At 44.3% G+C, this 17443-nt stretch carries 14 protein-coding genes; 12 read left to right on the forward strand and 2 right to left on the reverse strand.

What is annotated here, in order from left to right:
• The first annotated feature begins 181 nt into the window (after window positions 1-181).
• The 5 genes from BMX95_RS11045 to BMX95_RS11065 all read left to right on the forward strand — a co-directional run bounded on the left by BMX95_RS11045 (window position 182) and on the right by BMX95_RS11065 (window position 8668).
• Window positions 182-589 carry a hypothetical protein gene (locus BMX95_RS11045; RefSeq protein ID WP_081204512.1) on the forward strand — a complete coding sequence of 136 codons (408 nt, stop codon included), beginning with the start codon at window positions 182-184 and terminating at the stop codon, window positions 587-589.
• Window positions 590-967: 378 nt separating this feature from the next.
• Window positions 968-4252 (forward strand): SusC/RagA family TonB-linked outer membrane protein, encoded by a 3285-nt coding sequence (locus tag BMX95_RS11050; RefSeq protein ID WP_081204513.1) that lies wholly within the window; start codon window positions 968-970, stop codon window positions 4250-4252.
• Window positions 4253-4269: 17 nt separating this feature from the next.
• Window positions 4270-6315, forward strand: coding sequence for a RagB/SusD family nutrient uptake outer membrane protein (locus BMX95_RS11055; RefSeq protein ID WP_081204514.1), 2046 nt, complete (start codon window positions 4270-4272; stop codon window positions 6313-6315).
• A 62-nt stretch (window positions 6316-6377) separates the two neighbouring features.
• Window positions 6378-7523 carry a DUF6786 family protein gene (locus BMX95_RS11060; protein ID WP_081204515.1) on the forward strand — a complete coding sequence of 382 codons (1146 nt, stop codon included), beginning with the start codon at window positions 6378-6380 and terminating at the stop codon, window positions 7521-7523.
• Window positions 7524-7537: 14 nt separating this feature from the next.
• Complete coding sequence (locus BMX95_RS11065) at window positions 7538-8668, forward strand: sialidase family protein (protein ID WP_081204516.1); 1131 nt, start codon at window positions 7538-7540, stop codon at window positions 8666-8668.
• A gap of 72 nt (window positions 8669-8740) precedes the next feature.
• On the opposite strand, the gene BMX95_RS11070 is transcribed toward BMX95_RS11065, so the two are convergent.
• Window positions 8741-9715 (reverse strand): alpha/beta fold hydrolase, encoded by a 975-nt coding sequence (locus BMX95_RS11070; protein WP_081204517.1) that lies wholly within the window; start codon window positions 9713-9715, stop codon window positions 8741-8743.
• A 140-nt stretch (window positions 9716-9855) separates the two neighbouring features.
• On the opposite strand from BMX95_RS11070, the gene BMX95_RS11075 reads away from it, so the two are divergent.
• Window positions 9856-10278 carry an SRPBCC domain-containing protein gene (locus BMX95_RS11075; RefSeq protein WP_081204518.1) on the forward strand — a complete coding sequence of 141 codons (423 nt, stop codon included), beginning with the start codon at window positions 9856-9858 and terminating at the stop codon, window positions 10276-10278.
• A gap of 6 nt (window positions 10279-10284) precedes the next feature.
• Here the strand turns inward: BMX95_RS11075 and BMX95_RS11080 are convergent, their stop codons facing one another.
• Window positions 10285-11271: a GlxA family transcriptional regulator gene (locus tag BMX95_RS11080; protein ID WP_081204519.1), complete on the reverse strand. Its 987-nt coding sequence runs from the start codon at window positions 11269-11271 to the stop codon at window positions 10285-10287.
• A gap of 96 nt (window positions 11272-11367) precedes the next feature.
• Between BMX95_RS11080 and BMX95_RS11085 the strand changes: the two genes are divergently transcribed.
• The 6 genes from BMX95_RS11085 (at window position 11368) to BMX95_RS11105 (ending at window position 17318) form a co-directional block, all read left to right on the forward strand.
• The gene (locus BMX95_RS11085; RefSeq protein WP_081204520.1) at window positions 11368-12246 is read left to right on the forward strand and encodes an SDR family oxidoreductase; all 879 of its coding nucleotides are present in this window, start codon (window positions 11368-11370) and stop codon (window positions 12244-12246) included.
• Window positions 12247-12260: 14 nt separating this feature from the next.
• Window positions 12261-12734 (forward strand): isocitrate lyase/phosphoenolpyruvate mutase family protein, encoded by a 474-nt coding sequence (locus BMX95_RS11090; RefSeq protein WP_081204521.1) that lies wholly within the window; start codon window positions 12261-12263, stop codon window positions 12732-12734.
• A 118-nt stretch (window positions 12735-12852) separates the two neighbouring features.
• Window positions 12853-13017, forward strand: coding sequence for a cyclic nucleotide-binding domain-containing protein (locus tag BMX95_RS34940; RefSeq protein ID WP_165759110.1), 165 nt, complete (start codon window positions 12853-12855; stop codon window positions 13015-13017).
• A gap of 74 nt (window positions 13018-13091) precedes the next feature.
• On the forward strand, window positions 13092-13757 hold the full coding sequence (locus tag BMX95_RS11095) for an FMN-dependent NADH-azoreductase (RefSeq protein ID WP_081204522.1): 666 nt from the start codon (window positions 13092-13094) through the stop codon (window positions 13755-13757).
• Window positions 13758-13852: 95 nt separating this feature from the next.
• Window positions 13853-15595: an ABC transporter ATP-binding protein gene (locus BMX95_RS11100; RefSeq protein WP_081204523.1), complete on the forward strand. Its 1743-nt coding sequence runs from the start codon at window positions 13853-13855 to the stop codon at window positions 15593-15595.
• Window positions 15596-15665: 70 nt separating this feature from the next.
• Window positions 15666-17318, forward strand: a complete 1653-nt coding sequence (locus BMX95_RS11105) for an ABC transporter ATP-binding protein (RefSeq protein WP_244898088.1) — start codon at window positions 15666-15668, stop codon at window positions 17316-17318.
• Window positions 17319-17443: the final 125 nt, after the last annotated feature.

Raw genomic sequence — 17443 nt, forward strand, 5'->3', positions numbered from 1 at the left:
TTTGCTTTTGAAGCCTTGGGCATCATAGTGCTAAATTTATAAAGCCCGCTACCATGGCGGGTTTTAACATTTTGTACACGGTTTTACCATCCTAAAAACCACGTTGAGTTGATTTCCAGGGAGCCGAAACGCGCAGTATGTTTGCATCATCAAACGAAACAAAAGAGTAAAACATACAATTATGAAAACTGATTCGGGGAATTTTGGAAAGTTAGCTGTAGTTGCCCTTGCTTTAACCCTGGCATTTACAATCCCTGCACTGGCTAACGACGGAGAGAAAGACGATCACAAAACTGAATTGAAGTTCATCGGAAACATGGAAAATCAACCGGTATTCGAATTGAACCTGGCAAATAAAGAAGAAGACGAGTATACAGTAGTTTTCCGCGATGAATTTGGCAATGTGTTATATAAGGAAAAATTCAAAGGCGCTGGTCTTACCAGGAAATTCCTGTTGAAATCTGAAGATTTTGGTGATGCTGCCCTGCATGTGACCGTAAAATCCAAAAAAGGAAACACCACAGAAGTATATTCAATTAACAGAAGCCACAGTTATGTGGAAGAAACCCTGGTAAGTAAGGTTAAATAAGTATTTCAGTCAATAGTCATTTAGTGTTTTGAAAGGCGTCCCACTCAATTGGGACGTTTTTTTTTGCCTGATACCCAGGCTTAATGATCCTTCATTTCTTTGATTACCATTAAAATTCTGGGAGAAATAAGTGTTTATATTGATAAAGATATCATAAAGTTATTTTAACTTTATTCACGTCAGAATAACAATTATTTAGAAACATACCGGGCCATTGCATATTGCTGGCCCTGCCATACGAAATAAATGCAGCCCTAATTTTAACAGCCTTCAGGAAAATAAATCCTGAAAAACCTGGCTTTTATGCTCCTTTCGAAGCAAAAATGAGAGCCGATAAGGGGTGTAAATGCTTTAAACACAAATCAAAACGATTGCAGTATGAAAAGTAAGATGCTTCTGCTTGTTCTGATGCTATGGACTTGTAGCTTGTTCGCCCAGGAACAAAAGGTATCAGGAACTATTACAGAAAAAAGTACGGGTTCAGGCCTTGCTGATGTCTCCGTGACAGTTAAAGGCACCAATATTGGCACCCGTACGAATGAAAAGGGATTTTTTTCTTTCTCAGTAGCCCGGTCGGGCGATGTACAATTGGAAATAAGTCTGGTGGGGTATGTTAAAAAACAAGTGACCGCCAAAAGTGGTGAGCCGCTGAGTATTACCCTCGACAAAGAAGCGACCAACCTGAACGAAGTGGTGGTGATAGGGTATGGTACGGTTAAGAAAAAAGATCTGACCGGTTCTGTAGCCTCCGTGAGTGGAAAAGTGATTTCGGACGCTCCGGTTCCCAATATTGCGCAGGCTATGCAGGGAAAATTACCAGGTGTAAATATTGTTACACAGGATGGCCGGCCAGGTGCAGATGTCGCTATCCGTGTGCGGGGCGGAACTTCCATCTCGCAAAGCAATCAGCCATTGATCCTTGTTGATGGCGTTCCCGGTAATATAAGTGATGTGCCTGCAGACCAGGTGAAAAGCATTGATGTGTTGAAAGATGCCTCTGCTACGGCCATTTATGGTGCACAGGGCGCCAATGGCGTAATTCTTATTACAACAAAAGGCGCAACGGCCGGCAAAACAACCATCAGTTATAATGGCTATCAGAAATGGAATACGCCGGTAAAATACCTGGCAGCATTGAATCCTTATGATTACCTGCAGTATGTATGGGCCAATACTGCTGCCAATGGCGCTGCGTATCAAACCCCATTCGAGAAATTGTATGGTCTTGGGGCCAATGCCGGCAACAATACAGGCGGCATTGATAGTTACAAGGGGCTTGCCACCCACGATCCGCAACGGGATATCTATAATAGTTCTAACTCGCAAAACCACGATTTGACCATAACCGGCGGTACAGAAAAAACAAAGGTTTTTGTTTCGGCCAACTACCTCGATGAACAGGGAATGAAGCTGAATTCTTATTTGAAACGGGCTAACATCTCATTCAAGGTCAGCCACAAGTTGTTCGATAATGTAACCTTTGGTTTAGATACCCGGCTTATTGATACCAGAAGCCTTGGTGATGAAGGTACCACGAATGGTAGCGGATCTATACTTTCTACAGCCTATAAATTCCGGCCAATTACCACGGGTAATATATTAGGCGATCTGAATGCGCTGACCACTGGCAATATTGAGCTATACGGGAAAAACGCTTTGTGGGACATGTATGCTCCGTCTGTGCGCGCTGCAGATTATAACCCGCTTACACTCGATCAAACGCTTCGTGGCCAGGCGTCTTTAAACTGGGAAGTGATAAAGGGGCTCACAGCGCATACCGACCTGTTTTTTAACAGGGGATGGAATCAGCGTAAATTCTGGTCGGGCGCTATTTACAATAATTATGTGGATGATGCAGGGGTAGCAAAATATGCAGGCAATGTTGACTATCGCAAAAACGATAGCTGGCAAATGCGTTGGTCAAATACATTGAATTATCAATTCCAGCTCAATGACGCCAACCGGTTTAATGTGTTGGGTGGTTATGAAATATACAATTCCGGCGGTACCAATATGGGCATTCAGGCGACCCGCTTTCCTTCGAATTTTGACGAGAAAACGGCATTTGCCCAGATCAACCAGTTCGATTCATCGGGTTCGTCTACAATATCTTCCAGCGTAGCTACGCCCGTTCGCATCAACTCTTATTTTACCCGGATCAACTATACCTTACTTGACCGGTTTTTGTTTACGTTCACGTTCCGGGCCGATGGCTCTTCTAAATTTTCCCCGGTTAACCGTTGGGGGTACTTCCCGGCAGGCGCTTTTGCCTGGAAGATGTCGGATGAATCTTTTTTGAAGGATGTTAACTGGCTGGATAATTTAAAACTGCGTGCTTCATTCGGTGAGGTAGGTAATAATGGTATTGATGCCAGCAAATGGTCTCAATTATGGGCCTCCGTTACTGATCAGCGATTGCAATATTCCATCAATCAACGGCGCCAGTCTGCTTATGACTTTGCTTCCACAACCCTTGCAAACTCCAACCTGAAATGGGAAACAACCATCACCCGCGATTTGGGTGTTGACTTCTCTTTCTTTAAAAACCGGGTGTCGGGAACTATCGATGTGTATCATAACACAACCAAGGATCTGCTGATGATTGCCACCATTCCAGGAATCACCGGTTTCACCCAAACAACTGCCAATATTGGACAAACAAGTAACAAAGGGGTGGAATTGTCATTGAACGCAACACTTTTCGAAAATAAAGACTGGAACGTGTCTGTAGGTGGTAATATCAACTGGAATAAAAGCAATATAGATGAACTGGCAGGCAACGTAAACGGTTTGTATACTGCCGCCTGGTCTGGTACCCAGTCTTATCCAACCCAGGATTATATCCTGCAACAGGGCCGTCCTGTTGGACTGGTTCGTGGCCTGGTGTATGATGGTTTTTATACAACTAATGATTTTGATTATAATAACGGGACATATACCCTTAAAAAAGGTGTTCCCAGCGGAGGAACTAATATTGGCGTTGTGCATGGTGTGCCCAATTCGGCTGCCTATCCCGGATTGCCAAAATTCAAAGACCTCGATACGAACGGTATTATCGATGGGAACGATATTGCCGTTATTGGCAATATGAATCCAATCCATACAGGCGGGTTCAACGTAAGTGCTTCCTATAAAGGTTTTGATCTGGGTATGTACTTTAACTGGAGCTATGGCAACCAGATCTATAATGCTAATAAACTGGCTACGTTATATGGTCCCAAGGAAGCAGGTGTTTATGAAAACCACCTGGCCATTCTTAAAGACGCGTATAAAATATACGATGTACAGAACGGACAACTGGTAAAATTGACCACACCCGATCAGTTAAATGCCGCCAATGCAAATGCAAAATTGCCGCTGGCTTATAATGAGGTAGGCGTAACCTCAACGCTGGGTATCGAAGACGGTTCATTCTTGCGCCTGAACACGCTGGTGTTGGGGTATACATTACCTAAATCTATAGTGTCTAAAGCGAAGATCAGTCGGCTGCGTATTTATGGTAGCGTATATAATGTGTTTACGCTTACCAGCTATTCAGGGCTCGATCCTGAAGTAAACGTAGATCCTAACCACAACAACAGCCAATATCCTACCACCGGTCTTGATTTTGGTGCATATCCCCGGCCCCGGTCTTATGTTGTTGGTGTTAATCTTAGTTTCTAATTTTAAAAAGCGCAAAAATGAAAAAGTTAATCAACTATATATTACCAATTACGCTGTGCATTGCTTTTACCCAATGTAAAAAAGATTGGCTGGACACCAATTCCCCATCCAATGTAGACGATGCATTCGTTACCTCCACACCATCGGAAACATACAAAACACTTTCCTGGTGTTATGCCAACTACCGGCAGAACTGTATTATGGGAACCTACAGATGGAACGACCCCATTGGTTCGGATGCAGAAATGTATCCCGAGGATGGTTCCAGTAATAACCTGAATGCCATTTTACGGTCTGATCTGTTACCTATAAACGCTGTATCAGGTGGGTTTAACGGTTTGTATAGCACCCTGGCCCGTGCAAAGAAAGTAGCCGGTCTTATTAAAGCAAAACAGGTTTATCAGGACGATGCAGCCGGCGGTAAACCAACCGACTGGACGCAGCTCTACGGCGAGGCTATGACAATAAAGGCGCTGTGTTACTTTGATTTGATAAAACATTTTGGCGATGTGCCTTATGGTTATGAATATAATAACGCCATTTCAGACTATTCACTGAGTTCCCGTTTTGCTATTTACGATAGCCTGATCGCTGATCTGAAAGAGGCCGAACCGCTGATGTACAGACTGGGTGAGGGTGGAATAGGTGCCGAGAGAATGTCAAGAACATTCTGCGATGCACTCATTGGGGAAATGGCGCTTTATTCAGGCGGCTATCAAACCATCCGTACAGATGTATCAGGGTTATATGGGGATGTACAATTTACAAAAAAGGGAGCTGAACAATTCGGTTGTGTGTATGCCCGCCGTGTCGATTACCTCGCTTATTACAATATGGCCGATCAGTATTTGCAGGCCGCCATCGACAATAAAGGGTCAGCGACTTTAATTACTACTGATGACAGGGCCGGATTTAACAACCCATTCCAACGGCATTTCCAGTTTTTTGCTGATCTGAAAACAAGTCCGGAGTCTTTGTTTCAGTTGGGAAATATCCAGGGTGGGGTATCGGCAACCACCAGCGAATACCCCTATGCATTTGGCCGGCCATCAGATGGTGGCAGCAACAATGCCGCACCTACCAAAACGTTCGGCGCGCTTAGGATCATTCCCACTTTTTACTATGGGGAATTTGAAAATGGCGATAAAAGACGGGATGCCAGTGTGACTGTTACTGGTAGCAATGGCGATGGAAATGAAAAAATACTTTCTTTTCTTCCGGGAAATAAAAGCACCGGTGGCATTTCGATCAACAAATGGGACGAGAACAGGATGGCCCCGCCATACACGTCGGCTCAAAGAAACTCAGGGATGGACTGGCCGATCTTAAGAATGGCCGATGTGCTGTTGATGTCGGCTGAAGTGAAAGCTGAATTGGGACAAAACGCAGCTGCCATTACCCTGGTGAACCAGATCAGGCAACGGGCTTTTGGCAATGCCAGTCATAATATAGGTGCGCTGGCCGGTGACGCCTTAAAAGAAGCGGTGTTACAGGAACGTAAACTGGAACTGGTAGGCGAAGGAACCCGTCGCTGGGATTTGATTCGCTCAGGTAAGTTTCCAGAAAAAGCATTGGCAGTTCGCCAGGAAATGGCTACCATGATAAACGATCTCAAGTCGCAGGGCTTTCATATATTCCCCAATGGTAACCAGATCTCTAATTATATTTATACAAAAATGGTTACGTTAGCAAACCCATTGACTAACGATGTGACCGACAGCACCAGGCCGGAGCTTTATCCTGGCTGGAGAGGTCAATATAATTTCAGTTCCATCAGTTCCGTAAAAGTAAATGGAACTGCGCATAACCTGGCCATTCAGGGTTTATTTATAAATATTCATGATACAATTGCGGCAAAACTGGTAGGCCAGGGCTATGTAAAAACCAATTGGGGATATAATTTAATAAGCGCTCCTGCTACTATTGCTGCCTATGACCGGAATATTCTTTCGGGAATCACCAGTCCCAATGATCCGCCCAGGTACTACTGGCCAATACCTTCTGAAACGATCAATAATTCGAAAGGAAAAGTCAGGAACGGTTATGGATTGCCACAATCGTAAACTATAATATAAAAAGAACACGGAAACAACTCCGTGTTCTTTTTTTAAATACTAAACAATGTATGGCTTTTGCAAAAGGAACCTTTGGCTATGATCTTGATTTTTTGAAACAATATCATCACGATCTCATTGTTTTAGATGATGATGATTCAGGTGCAGCAGTGATCATTCTGCCTGCTTACCAGGGCAGGGTTATGACCAGCACTACAGATGGTATGAATGGACAAAGTTTCGGCTGGGTGAACCAAGAACTGATCGCTTCCCGAAAAACGGTTGAACATATGAATGCTTTTGGCGGGGAAGAACGTGTATGGCTTGGCCCCGAAGGCGGGCAGTTCTCCGTGTATTTCAAAAAAGGTGCTGACTTTACATTCGACAACTGGTTTGTGCCTGCAGCATTCGATACAGAGGCATTTGACGTAATAAGCGTTTCCCAATCGCAGGCACGTTTTAAAAAGGCTATGCGGCTTGAAAATTATTCAGGCAACACCTTTGATCTGGAAATAGATCGAACCATCAGTCTTTGGGATAACAAGGGGATTGAAAATTTATTGGGAATGGTGATCCCTCAGGGAATAAAGGCTGTTGGGTTTGAAACGGTAAACGGCCTTACCAATACCGGTACAAATGCCTGGGATAAAAAATATGGCATGTTGTCGATCTGGATCCTTTGCATGATGAACGCTTCTGACAAAACAAATGTGGCTATTCCTTATAAACAAGGGGATGCCTCCATATTGGGGAAGATAGTAACCGACGATTACTTTGGCAAAGTTCCGGCCGAAAGGTTACAGGCGGCAAACGGACTTATCTTATTTAAAGCAGATGCCAATCACCGGAGTAAAATTGGCATTTCTCCTTTACGGGCAATGCCGTTGGCCGTTAGTTACGATGCCACCAACCAGGTGCTGACGGTCACTCAATTTTCCCTGCAGGAAGGCATAACCGATTATGTTAACTCCTTATGGCAAATACAGGAGGAACCATTTGCCGGTGATGCCGTAAATGCCTATAACGACGGTCCGATAAACGGCAGCCAGATGGGCCGGTTCTATGAAATAGAAAGTTCTTCACCAGCCGCGGCCCTTCAGCCAGGCGAAACCATGATACACCGGAATGCGGTCATTCATTTTACAGGTGATAAAGAAAGCCTGAATAATATTTCAATGAAATTGTTGGGTGTAGCGGTGGATGCCATTACCCTGTAAATAAAATAAAGCACATGATAAAAGTTTTCCTGACCTTAAGTATACTGGTAGTGGGCTTATATTATCAGAATAATAACAAGAAACCCGGCGTTGTGCAGGAAGAATTTCTATATAAGAGTGCACCCTTTCCTTCCTGCCATGCAGTAACAATTGTTGAACTCGAAAACAAAGAATTGCTGGCCACCTATTTCGGTGGTACGGCTGAAAGGAATCCCGATGTAGAGATACGGTTGCAACGCAAAAAAACAGATGGTACCTGGACGCCCCCCATCTCTGTGGCTGATGGCATACAACCAGATGGCAAACGATTTCCTACCTGGAATCCGGTTATCTTTCAACCAAAAGGTGGTCCGGTGATGCTGTATTATAAAGTAGGGCCCAATCCCCGGGAATGGTGGGGAGAGTATAAAACTTCCAGTGATAATGGCCACACCTGGAGTAAAGCGCAGAAACTGCCGGGCAACCTGCTTGGTCCAATAAAAAACAAACCCATCCAATTACATGATGGCACCATTCTTTCCGGATCCAGCACTGAAACTAACGGTTGGCGTGCTCATATTGAAAGGAGTACAGACGGTGGTAAGTCCTGCGCCTTTATTGGGCCACTGAATGACCCGCTAAAAATTGGCGCCATACAGCCCACCTTACTCACGTATGCAGATGGCCGTATTCAGCTATTATGTAGAACCCCTTATAATGCAGACGGTCATATTGCAGAGTGCTGGTCCGAAGATAAAGGACTTACCTGGTCGGAAATGACAAATACCTCGCTGCCCAATAACAACTCCGGCCTGGATGCGGTTACGCTTAAAGATGGGCGACAGATGCTGGTATATAACCATGCCACCCGCGATGAAAAAGACATGGGCCACAACGGACGCGGCATCATAAATGTAGCCGTAAGCAGGGATGGCCACAACTGGGAGGCTGCATTGATCCTTGACTATATGGCTGACTCAACCAAACAATATTCTTATCCGTCTATCATTCAAACCTCCGACGGACTGGTACATATTGTATACACCTGGCACCGGGAACGCATCAAACATGTGGTAATAGACCCAAACAAACTTGTAACCTTCCCAATAAAGGATGGTCAATGGCCTTTTGATAAGATTCCACTGGTGAAGAGTGAGGAGAAATAGGGGCATTCCTGGTAATAAAAAAGGACAAAGCAATTCAATGATTTGCTTTGTCCTTTTTTATTTCATGTATTATTATTTTGAAAGAAAGAAATCCAACAGTCCTTTTTGCACCTCGGCCGTATTCTCCTGTACTATCCAATGCCCGGCGCCTTTGATATTGGTGCCTGTTACATGTTCTGCAACCAGTTTGCAGTGGTCTGCCAGGTAGGTTGCGGCGGAATATTCGCCACCCATTGCAAGTAAAGGCATTTTTAATTTGGTCTTCATAAATACCTTATTGTCTTTTGCGTCCTGTTCAAATGCACCGAACCAGTGAAAGGCGCCTGTGGTGCCACCTTTTACGGTGTAAGCCCGTATAAATTCATTTACTTCTTCAGTGGTGAACGGGTCTTTTACATGACCTACTACCGGCCAGAAATTAGTAAGGAATAAACGTTCTCTGCCAGCTACCAACTCACCAGAAGCCGGAAAGGAAAAGAAGCCAAACCACCAGGCAGAACCTTTCACCTGAGTCCAAACCGGCTCAATACCAGGCAGCAATGCATCCATCAACGCCAGTTTGTTTACCTCGTTGGAGAACTGTGCGGCGTAGGCATAGGCTACCATCAGGCCAATGTCGTGACCTGCCAGGTTAATGTGGTCGTAACCCAGTTGTTTTACGACACCATGGATATAAGTAGCCAGTGTTTTTTTATCGTAACCACTATCTGGTTTTCCCGATTCGCCCAAACCTGGCAGGTCAGGTGTTATTACGGTGAAATGTTTGGAGAACTCTGGCAGCAGCCGGTTCCACATATACCAGTTCTGTCCAAAGCCATGCAATAACACAAGCGGTTCACCTGAACCACCGATCACATAGTGGACGTCGATGCCATTTACTTTTGCCGTGGCGTGTTTGAAATTGGCTGGGGGAGATGCTGGTTGAATGGTTGACGTAATGTTGGTGCTGTCTGCCGGAGTGTCGGCAGCAGTTGTTGTTGCAGGCTCATTGTTGCACGCTGCCAATAAAAAGCCGGCAGCAAAAAATACTGAAGCTAATTTTTTCATAAAATGCTTTGCTTTGAGATAATTAGTGAAGTTATCAAATAATCCGAAAGTATGCTGTCGCAATCCACCACTCAAAATGTCGCATTTGCACCCCTGTAATAGGTGCTAAAGACGCTAAGTTTGTCAATAAACGTTATAATATGAATCAGAAACCAATGATAACAGTAACCAGTGAGATCCATGCGCCCATTGAACTGATCTGGAAGCTGTGGAATGATCCGAAAGCTATTCAACAATGGAATAATATAAATGATGACTGGCACAACCCGGTGGTAGAAAATGATCCCCGGGCCGGCGGGAAATTTTTATACAGGATGGGTACGAAAGATGGCAGTTTTAATTTCGATTTTACCGGTACCTACGATGAGGTTGTAGAACATAAACTGATCACTTATACCTTAAACAGTGGCCGCACGGCTAAAATTACTTTCAGCGAGGGTAACCCGGTAATACTTACAGAAGCTTTTGAACCGGATGATAAACCATCAGTTGAGGAACAGCGGAATTTTTGCCAGGCTGTAGTTGATTCTTTCAAGAGTTATGTAGAGGAAAAAGTAAAGTAACACTTCTTAAAACGCATTCGTATATGCTGCTTTGTTGAACTTATTGCGGTAATCGCCGGGCGTCATCCCGGCTATTTTTTTAAATAGTTGGCGAAAGGCTTTTACGTCTACATATCCCACCTCATACATCACTTCGTTGATTTGTTTACCGGTGGATTCAAAAAGACGTTTGGCGCCTTCTACTTTAATTCGTTGAACATAGTCGGCAGGGGAGAGTTGCGTAGCTTTTTTAAACCGCCTGGTAAAGTTTATGCGGTCCATACTACAATGTATGGCAAGTTGGTCTACTGTCAGCCGGTCACCCATATGTTGTTCAATAAAATGTTGAATATCGCGTATCACTTCATCTTTATGATCTTTTAAGCCTTCGAACATAATGAAAGACGATTGTGAATCCCGGTCAATGTCGATCTGCAAAACCCGGGCAACATATAACGCCGTTTCACGACCACTGTATTTTTCTACGATATACAACGCCAGGTTAAGACTTGAGATGGCGCCTCCTGCAGTATAAACACCATCCTGGTCGGTCACAATTTTGTTGGTATGCAGGTCCAGTTCGGGGAACAACCGACGAAAGTAGGCTTCCGCTTTCCAATGGGTGGCGCAAGGTTTACCATTCAACAGTCCGGTAGCTGCCAGCAGAAACGTACCAGTACACAAACTGGCAACTTCTGAGCCTGCGTGGTATTGACTGATAATCCAATCCAATACGGCACGGTTTTTACGGATCGCATAATCTTCCTGCTCTGCAAAGCTTGGCAGGATAATTATTCCGGCTTTATCGATGTCCTGAAGCGGCGCTACCTGCAGGCTGAATAAGCCATTCACCAACCGTTGTTGCAAATTGGTTCCTGTAAGCCGGATATCGAAGTAAGGTTCACCAGTAATTTGTTCCAAAAACTCGTTGGCTTTTTCGAACACCTCGATCGCATTGAAAAGGCTACTTGGTTTCAATATCCCGTCAGCAATCAAAAAGGTCACTTGTTTCATTAAGCTAAGGTATCATGGGATAATTGAACAAACAACCCCTCAAATTGCTAAATGTACACCCCCTCAGCAATTAAGCTGCTTTATAGTTTTGTCTCTATGAAAAATAACAATATTCTCGTCAGCGGTGCCGCTGGTAATAGTGGCACTTTGATCGTGCAGGCACTGGCTGCCCAACAAATACCCGTTCGTGCCCTGGTGCGCGATACAGCTAAAGCCCAACAGGTGGCTAATTTGCCTGGAGTAGATTTATATACAGGCGACATGGCGGTCAGGGAAACACTGAAAGCGGTATTGGAAGGAGTGGAGCGGGTTCTGTTGATCTCAGGAGCAAATGACCGGATGGTTGAAACGCAATGCACTTTTATCGATGCCTGTAAACAGGCAGGTGTACATCATGTAATTAAATTCTCCGGTGAGGAATCACAGCAAGGCTACGACCCACAACGATTCCGGTATACCCGCGAACATGAACAGATCGAAGATTACCTGGAACGGTCCGGTCTTCAGTGGACGCACCTGCGTCCCAGCCAGTTTATGCAGGTGTACCTGCGTGAAGCAGCAGCCATGCGTGAGAGTGGTGAACTACGTTTACCATTGGAAAAAATAAGTATGTCCCCGGTTGATCTCCGCGACGTAGCAAAGATAGCTGCGGCATTATTGATAGAAGGCGGGCACTATGGCGAATCACTGCGTGTAACCGGTCCGGCAGCATTGTCTATGGCAGACATTGCTGGTATCGTAAGTAGCGTTACTGATAAACCGATCAGGTATGTGCCTGTAAGTTGGAACGAACGGAAAACAACCTTGTCATCGGCAGGTTTGCCGCCCTATTTTATCGATGCACTAGCAGAGCAGGCTGCAGAAAGAATAAGGAATCCCAAGGCGTTTGTAGATAATCACACACATCAACTTTTCGGGATAACACCCACCTCCTTTGAACAATTTGCTGCGCAACACAACCATATTTTTAATTAATCAGATAAACAAACATGAACAACTACGAAATATTCCTGCAGCTGCATCAGCAGCCAACACCCTTTATTATTGCCAATGCCTGGAATGTAAAAAGTGCGAGTCGTATAGAAGAAAACGGCTATAAAGCCATTGCGACATCAAGTAGCGCTATAGCCAATTCATTGGGTTATGAAGATGGTGAAAAAATACCCTTTAGTGAATTGTTGTTTGTGATCCGGCGAATAAGCGCATGCACCAGTATTCCGCTGTCTGTTGATCTTGAAAGGGGGTATACAAATGACCTGGCTGAATTAAACGACAATATCCGGCAATTGATTGAGGCGGGTGTTGTTGGGATCAATTTGGAAGATGCGGCTGTTAAAACCCTGGCAGAATGCGGCGTAAAACGGATCAGTATGGCTGTTTTCTTATACAACGCAACGTATAAACATTTGGATACCCTTGTTAAAAAAGTTAATGCAGAACAGTCGTTTACCTCTTTGTTTTAAAGTGTAATTATTCAAACGCTGCAATTGTCATTTTTAAGGCCATATCTGTTTATTATATGGCCCCCGGCTTGAAAAGTATTTTAGAATAATACTTCAGAATTATGCAACGGCATTACTGATGCGTATTTATTTTAGAAACGCACAGGATGCAAAAAGCCGGTATAAAGCATTTTTGATAAAATATCCATTATTGAATGCACAAATTCCCCAATATTTGATTGCTTCCTATCTCGGCATTTCTCCTGAAATGCTGAGTAAGATCCGGGCACAAAAGGACTTGTAGTTATTTCTTGAACCAGTTTAATTTATTTTTTTACAAATAGGAAGAATTTTACAGGCTAATAAAAAATGCCAGTAATGAAGATATTAAGCGTACAATCGAGTGCCGGAATGGAAAGGTCCCTCACCCGGAAATTGTCGGCCGATTTTCTGGATCTTCTTAAATTGGGCCTCCAGCAGGTTGAAATAGAAGAACTGGATTTGGTAAAATGTCCGCCTCCCTTTGTAACATCTGAATGGATTGCAGGCGCCTTTTCCAAAAAAGAATTGACCGAACTACAACGAAAAGCGTTGGCCAGATCAGACGAGTTCATCGGCCAGATTGAAGCGGCCGATCTTATTATAATTGGTACTCCCATGTATAATTATGGAATGCCTGCCGTGTTGAAAGCGTGGTTCGATCAGATTGCCCGGATCAGTAAAACTTTTTCATTTGACCTTTCCCGTGGCGATTTTCCCATCGAGCCTGTTTTATCAGGAAAAAAACTGCTGGTTTTCACTGCTTCGGGTGAATTTGAATTCCAAAAAGGCGGGATCAGGGAGAGTATCAATCACCTGGTGCCTCATATTAAAAGCTTAACACATTTTCTAGGTGTTACCGATGAAAAAGATTTTTATCATGTGGGGATCGAATACCAGGAGTTTAAGGATGAAAGATACGAACGGTCAAAAAACGAAGCTTTCGCTAACCTGGCCAAATTAGTGGATGAAATCCTGATTGATTTCTTAATTAGGAAGTATTGAAAATATGTTTAATTTACCCTGTCAGGAGCAAAAAAATCTGTTTTTATAGCAATTCTTTAGTCCTTTGCTCGTCATACTATATAGAATAATTCATCATGAAAACAAAAGGTGGTGCACCCCCCGCAAAGCCAAAGATCAATGCATTGGTGCTCGGGTATAAAAAGCTGATTGCGTTGTTAAGTTTTTTTACCGTCAGCGCCAGCCTGTTGGGGTTACTGATCCCAAAGATCATTGCAAAGGCGATAGATTCCTATGCGCAGGCGCATACGATCAAAGAACAACTGCTGTGGCAATTTGCTATCGTAACTTTTCTGGTGTTTATTTTCACCTACCTGCAGTCGGTGGTACAGTCATATGCTTCTGAAGTGGTGGCCAGGGACCTGCGGCAGAAACTGGCAGAAAAGATTGCATTGCAAAATTATTCCTATGTAATGGAAGTATCGCCGGCTCGTTTGCTTACCAATCTTACTTCTGACGTAGATGCGGTAAAATTATTTGTTGGCATGGCGGTGGGCAACCTCATTTCTTCTTACTGTTTACTTTTCGGCGCCAGTATTTTACTATTGATCACCAATTGGAAGCTGGCTTTGGTCGTACTGTCACTGATCTCTGTTATTTGGGTGGCCCGTACAATCATCATGAAAAAGATCAGGAAGTTTTTCAGGGAAGTACAGGGCGTTATAGACTGGTTGAACAAAGTGATCAATGAAAGCATCCTGGGTGCGGCGCTTATCCGGGTATTGAATACCCAGCACCAGGAAAACAATAAATTTATCGAAGCCAATACAAAGGCCCGTGATATCCGGTTATCGATAATCAGGTATTTAGCGATCCTTATTCCGGTGATTACTTTTGTGGCCAGTCTTTGTTCGATGGCGGTACTGTTGTTGGGCGGTCATTTTGTGATCACCGACAGTATGTCGCTGGGTGATTTTTCTGCGTTTTCGAGTTACATCGGCATTATGATCTTCCCGATCATCATGATCGGTTTTATGGCCAACATCATTGCCCAGTCTTCAGCCTCATATGAACGCGTTTCTGCACTCTTATCGGCAGAAGGCCCCCCAAAAACAGGTACGCAACCTGTTCAATTAACCGGGCCGGTGCAGTTGGCTGACATCACCCTCCGGTTTGGTGAAAAGAAAGTGCTGGATGAGATTTCACTCACCATACAACCTGGTACCAGAACAGCCATCATTGGCCCCACCGCAGCTGGGAAAACGCAATTGTTATATGTAATGAGCGGGCTGGTAAAGCCACAACAGGGGAAGGTGTTGTACAGTGGCGTACTACTGGAAGAGATGGATAAACAACTATTTCACCGCCAAATGGGCTTTGTGTTCCAGGATAGTGTGGTCTTCAACATGAGCATTAAGGAGAATATCGCATTTGCGGAACAGGTTACCCTGGAAGATATGCAGAAGGCCATTCGTGCAGCAGAGTTGTCAGATTTTATTGAATCATTGCCCGATAAGCTGGAAACGGTTATCTCTGAACGCGGACTGAATTTATCGGGTGGCCAGAAACAGCGGATCATGCTGGCCCGTGCATTGGCCTTAAACCCTAAAGTGTTGTTGTTGGATGATTTCACCGCGCGGGTAGATGCACAAACCGAAAAAAGGATCCTGGAGAATGTGAGCACGCTGTACCCGGGCATTACGTTGATCTCGGTTACCCAGAAGATCTCCTCTGTTACCGATTACGATCAGTGTGTGTTGCTGATGGAAGGAGAGATCATTGCTACCGGAACACATGCGCAACTGCTTCAACACTCACCTGAATATAATCAACTGTTCGAATCACAAAAGAGTACCAGCGAGTATGAATTATCAGCTTAATACAGGAACAAGCAAGCCCTTTACCGCGTTAAGAAAATTAATGCCCATTATAAAAGGTGAGCGCAGGGTCATGTCTTTGGCTTTTATGGCCCTGATCGCCAATACCCTTACTGCCCTGATAGTACCGATCATTATTGCCCATACCATCAATACCTCTATTATTACCAAAGATTTTTCGGGTGTTGTGCGTGCTTCTGCATTGGTTTTTGCATTGTACCTGGTGGGGTTTGTTGCCAGTTATTTTCAAACCCGGTGGATGGGCGCTGTAGGCCAGCATATCCTGTTTTCCCTGCGCAACCAGTTGTTCTCGAAATTACAGTCGCTACCCGTTGCCTTCTTCAGCCAGAACAAAGCCGGAGACCTGATCTCACGCATCAACAACGATACCGATAAACTGAACCAGTTTTTTTCACAGGGCTTGCTGCAATTCGTGGGTAATTTGTTCATGATGATCGGCGCAGCTGTTTTTATTCTGGCCGTAAATATAAAACTGGGTTTGGCTGCCCTGGCGCCTGCGATGATCGTGTTGCTTTTTACAAAATTCATGTCACCCTGGATCAAAAAACGAAATGCGGCCAGTCTGCAAACAGTAGGCAGCATGAGTGCTGAAATACAGGAAGGCCTGGATAATTTTAAAGTGGTAGTGGCTTTTAACCGGCGCGATTATTTTAGTAAACGGTTTGCAACTATCAATAATCAGAACTATCGCCGGGCAGTAGCAGCGGGTGTAGCCAATAATATTTTTATTCCGTCATATGGCCTTGCCGGTAATGTGGCACAGATCATCGTACTGTTCTTTGGCATTTTTCTGCTGCAGCAGGGGCAGTTCACTATCGGGTTTATGATCAGTTATTTTGTTTATCTGTCCCGCTTTTATGATCCAATGCGGCAGATTGCTGGTATCTGGCCAATATTTCAGGTAGCCATGGCTGGCTGGGACCGCATTTCCGCAGTACTGGCTATGGAATCGGATATGCCGGTGATGAATGTGGAGGCCGCGAATGGAAAAGGATTGCTGGAGTTTCGGGAGGTGTCATTTAAATATGGCGAAAAGGAAGTATTGCGTCAGGTGAACTTTACCCTGGAACGTGGAAAAACGTATGCTTTTGTTGGTCCCACCGGTGGTGGTAAAACCACCACAGCTTCGTTGATAGCGCGGTTGTACGACCCTGTAAGCGGACAGGTATTACTCGATGGAAAAGATATCCGCACGTACAAAACGGAAGAAAGAACGCAGAAGATCGGTTTTATTTTGCAGGAACCATTTTTATTTACCGGTACCCTGTACGACAATATCCTGTATGGTAACGAAAAGTACCAGCAATACAGCCGGGAGCAACTGAATGACATATTACAACAAAAAGGGCTGTTGCACATCCTGGAACGGTTCGATAAGGGATTGCAAACACCGGTAACCAGCAAGGGTGAAAGCATGAGTCTGGGCCAGCGGCAATTGATCGCATTTGTACGGGCATTGTTGCGGGAACCGGAATTGCTTATCCTCGACGAAGCTACCGCCAATATAGATACGGTAACCGAACAGCTGTTGGGTGAAATACTGGATAAACTGCCTGCCCAAACCACCCAGATAATAATAGCCCACCGGTTAAACACCATTGAAAAGTCAGATGAAATATTTTTTGTAAATGCCGGACAGATCATTCAGGCCGGTTCGTTTGATCATGCCATTCGGTTGTTGATGGAAGGGAAGCGGGTTAGCTAATGGGTATTATAATATTTTATCATAATAGTATTTTCCGTTATTCTTTTTACACGGCTATTCCCTGAATCAACGCGTTTATCGCTAAATATGCGCACTTATCAAAAAGGAGCACCGATATGATTGTT

The sequence above is a fragment of the Niastella yeongjuensis genome (assembly GCF_900110245.1).
GTDB lineage: Bacteria > Bacteroidota > Bacteroidia > Chitinophagales > Chitinophagaceae > Niastella > Niastella yeongjuensis.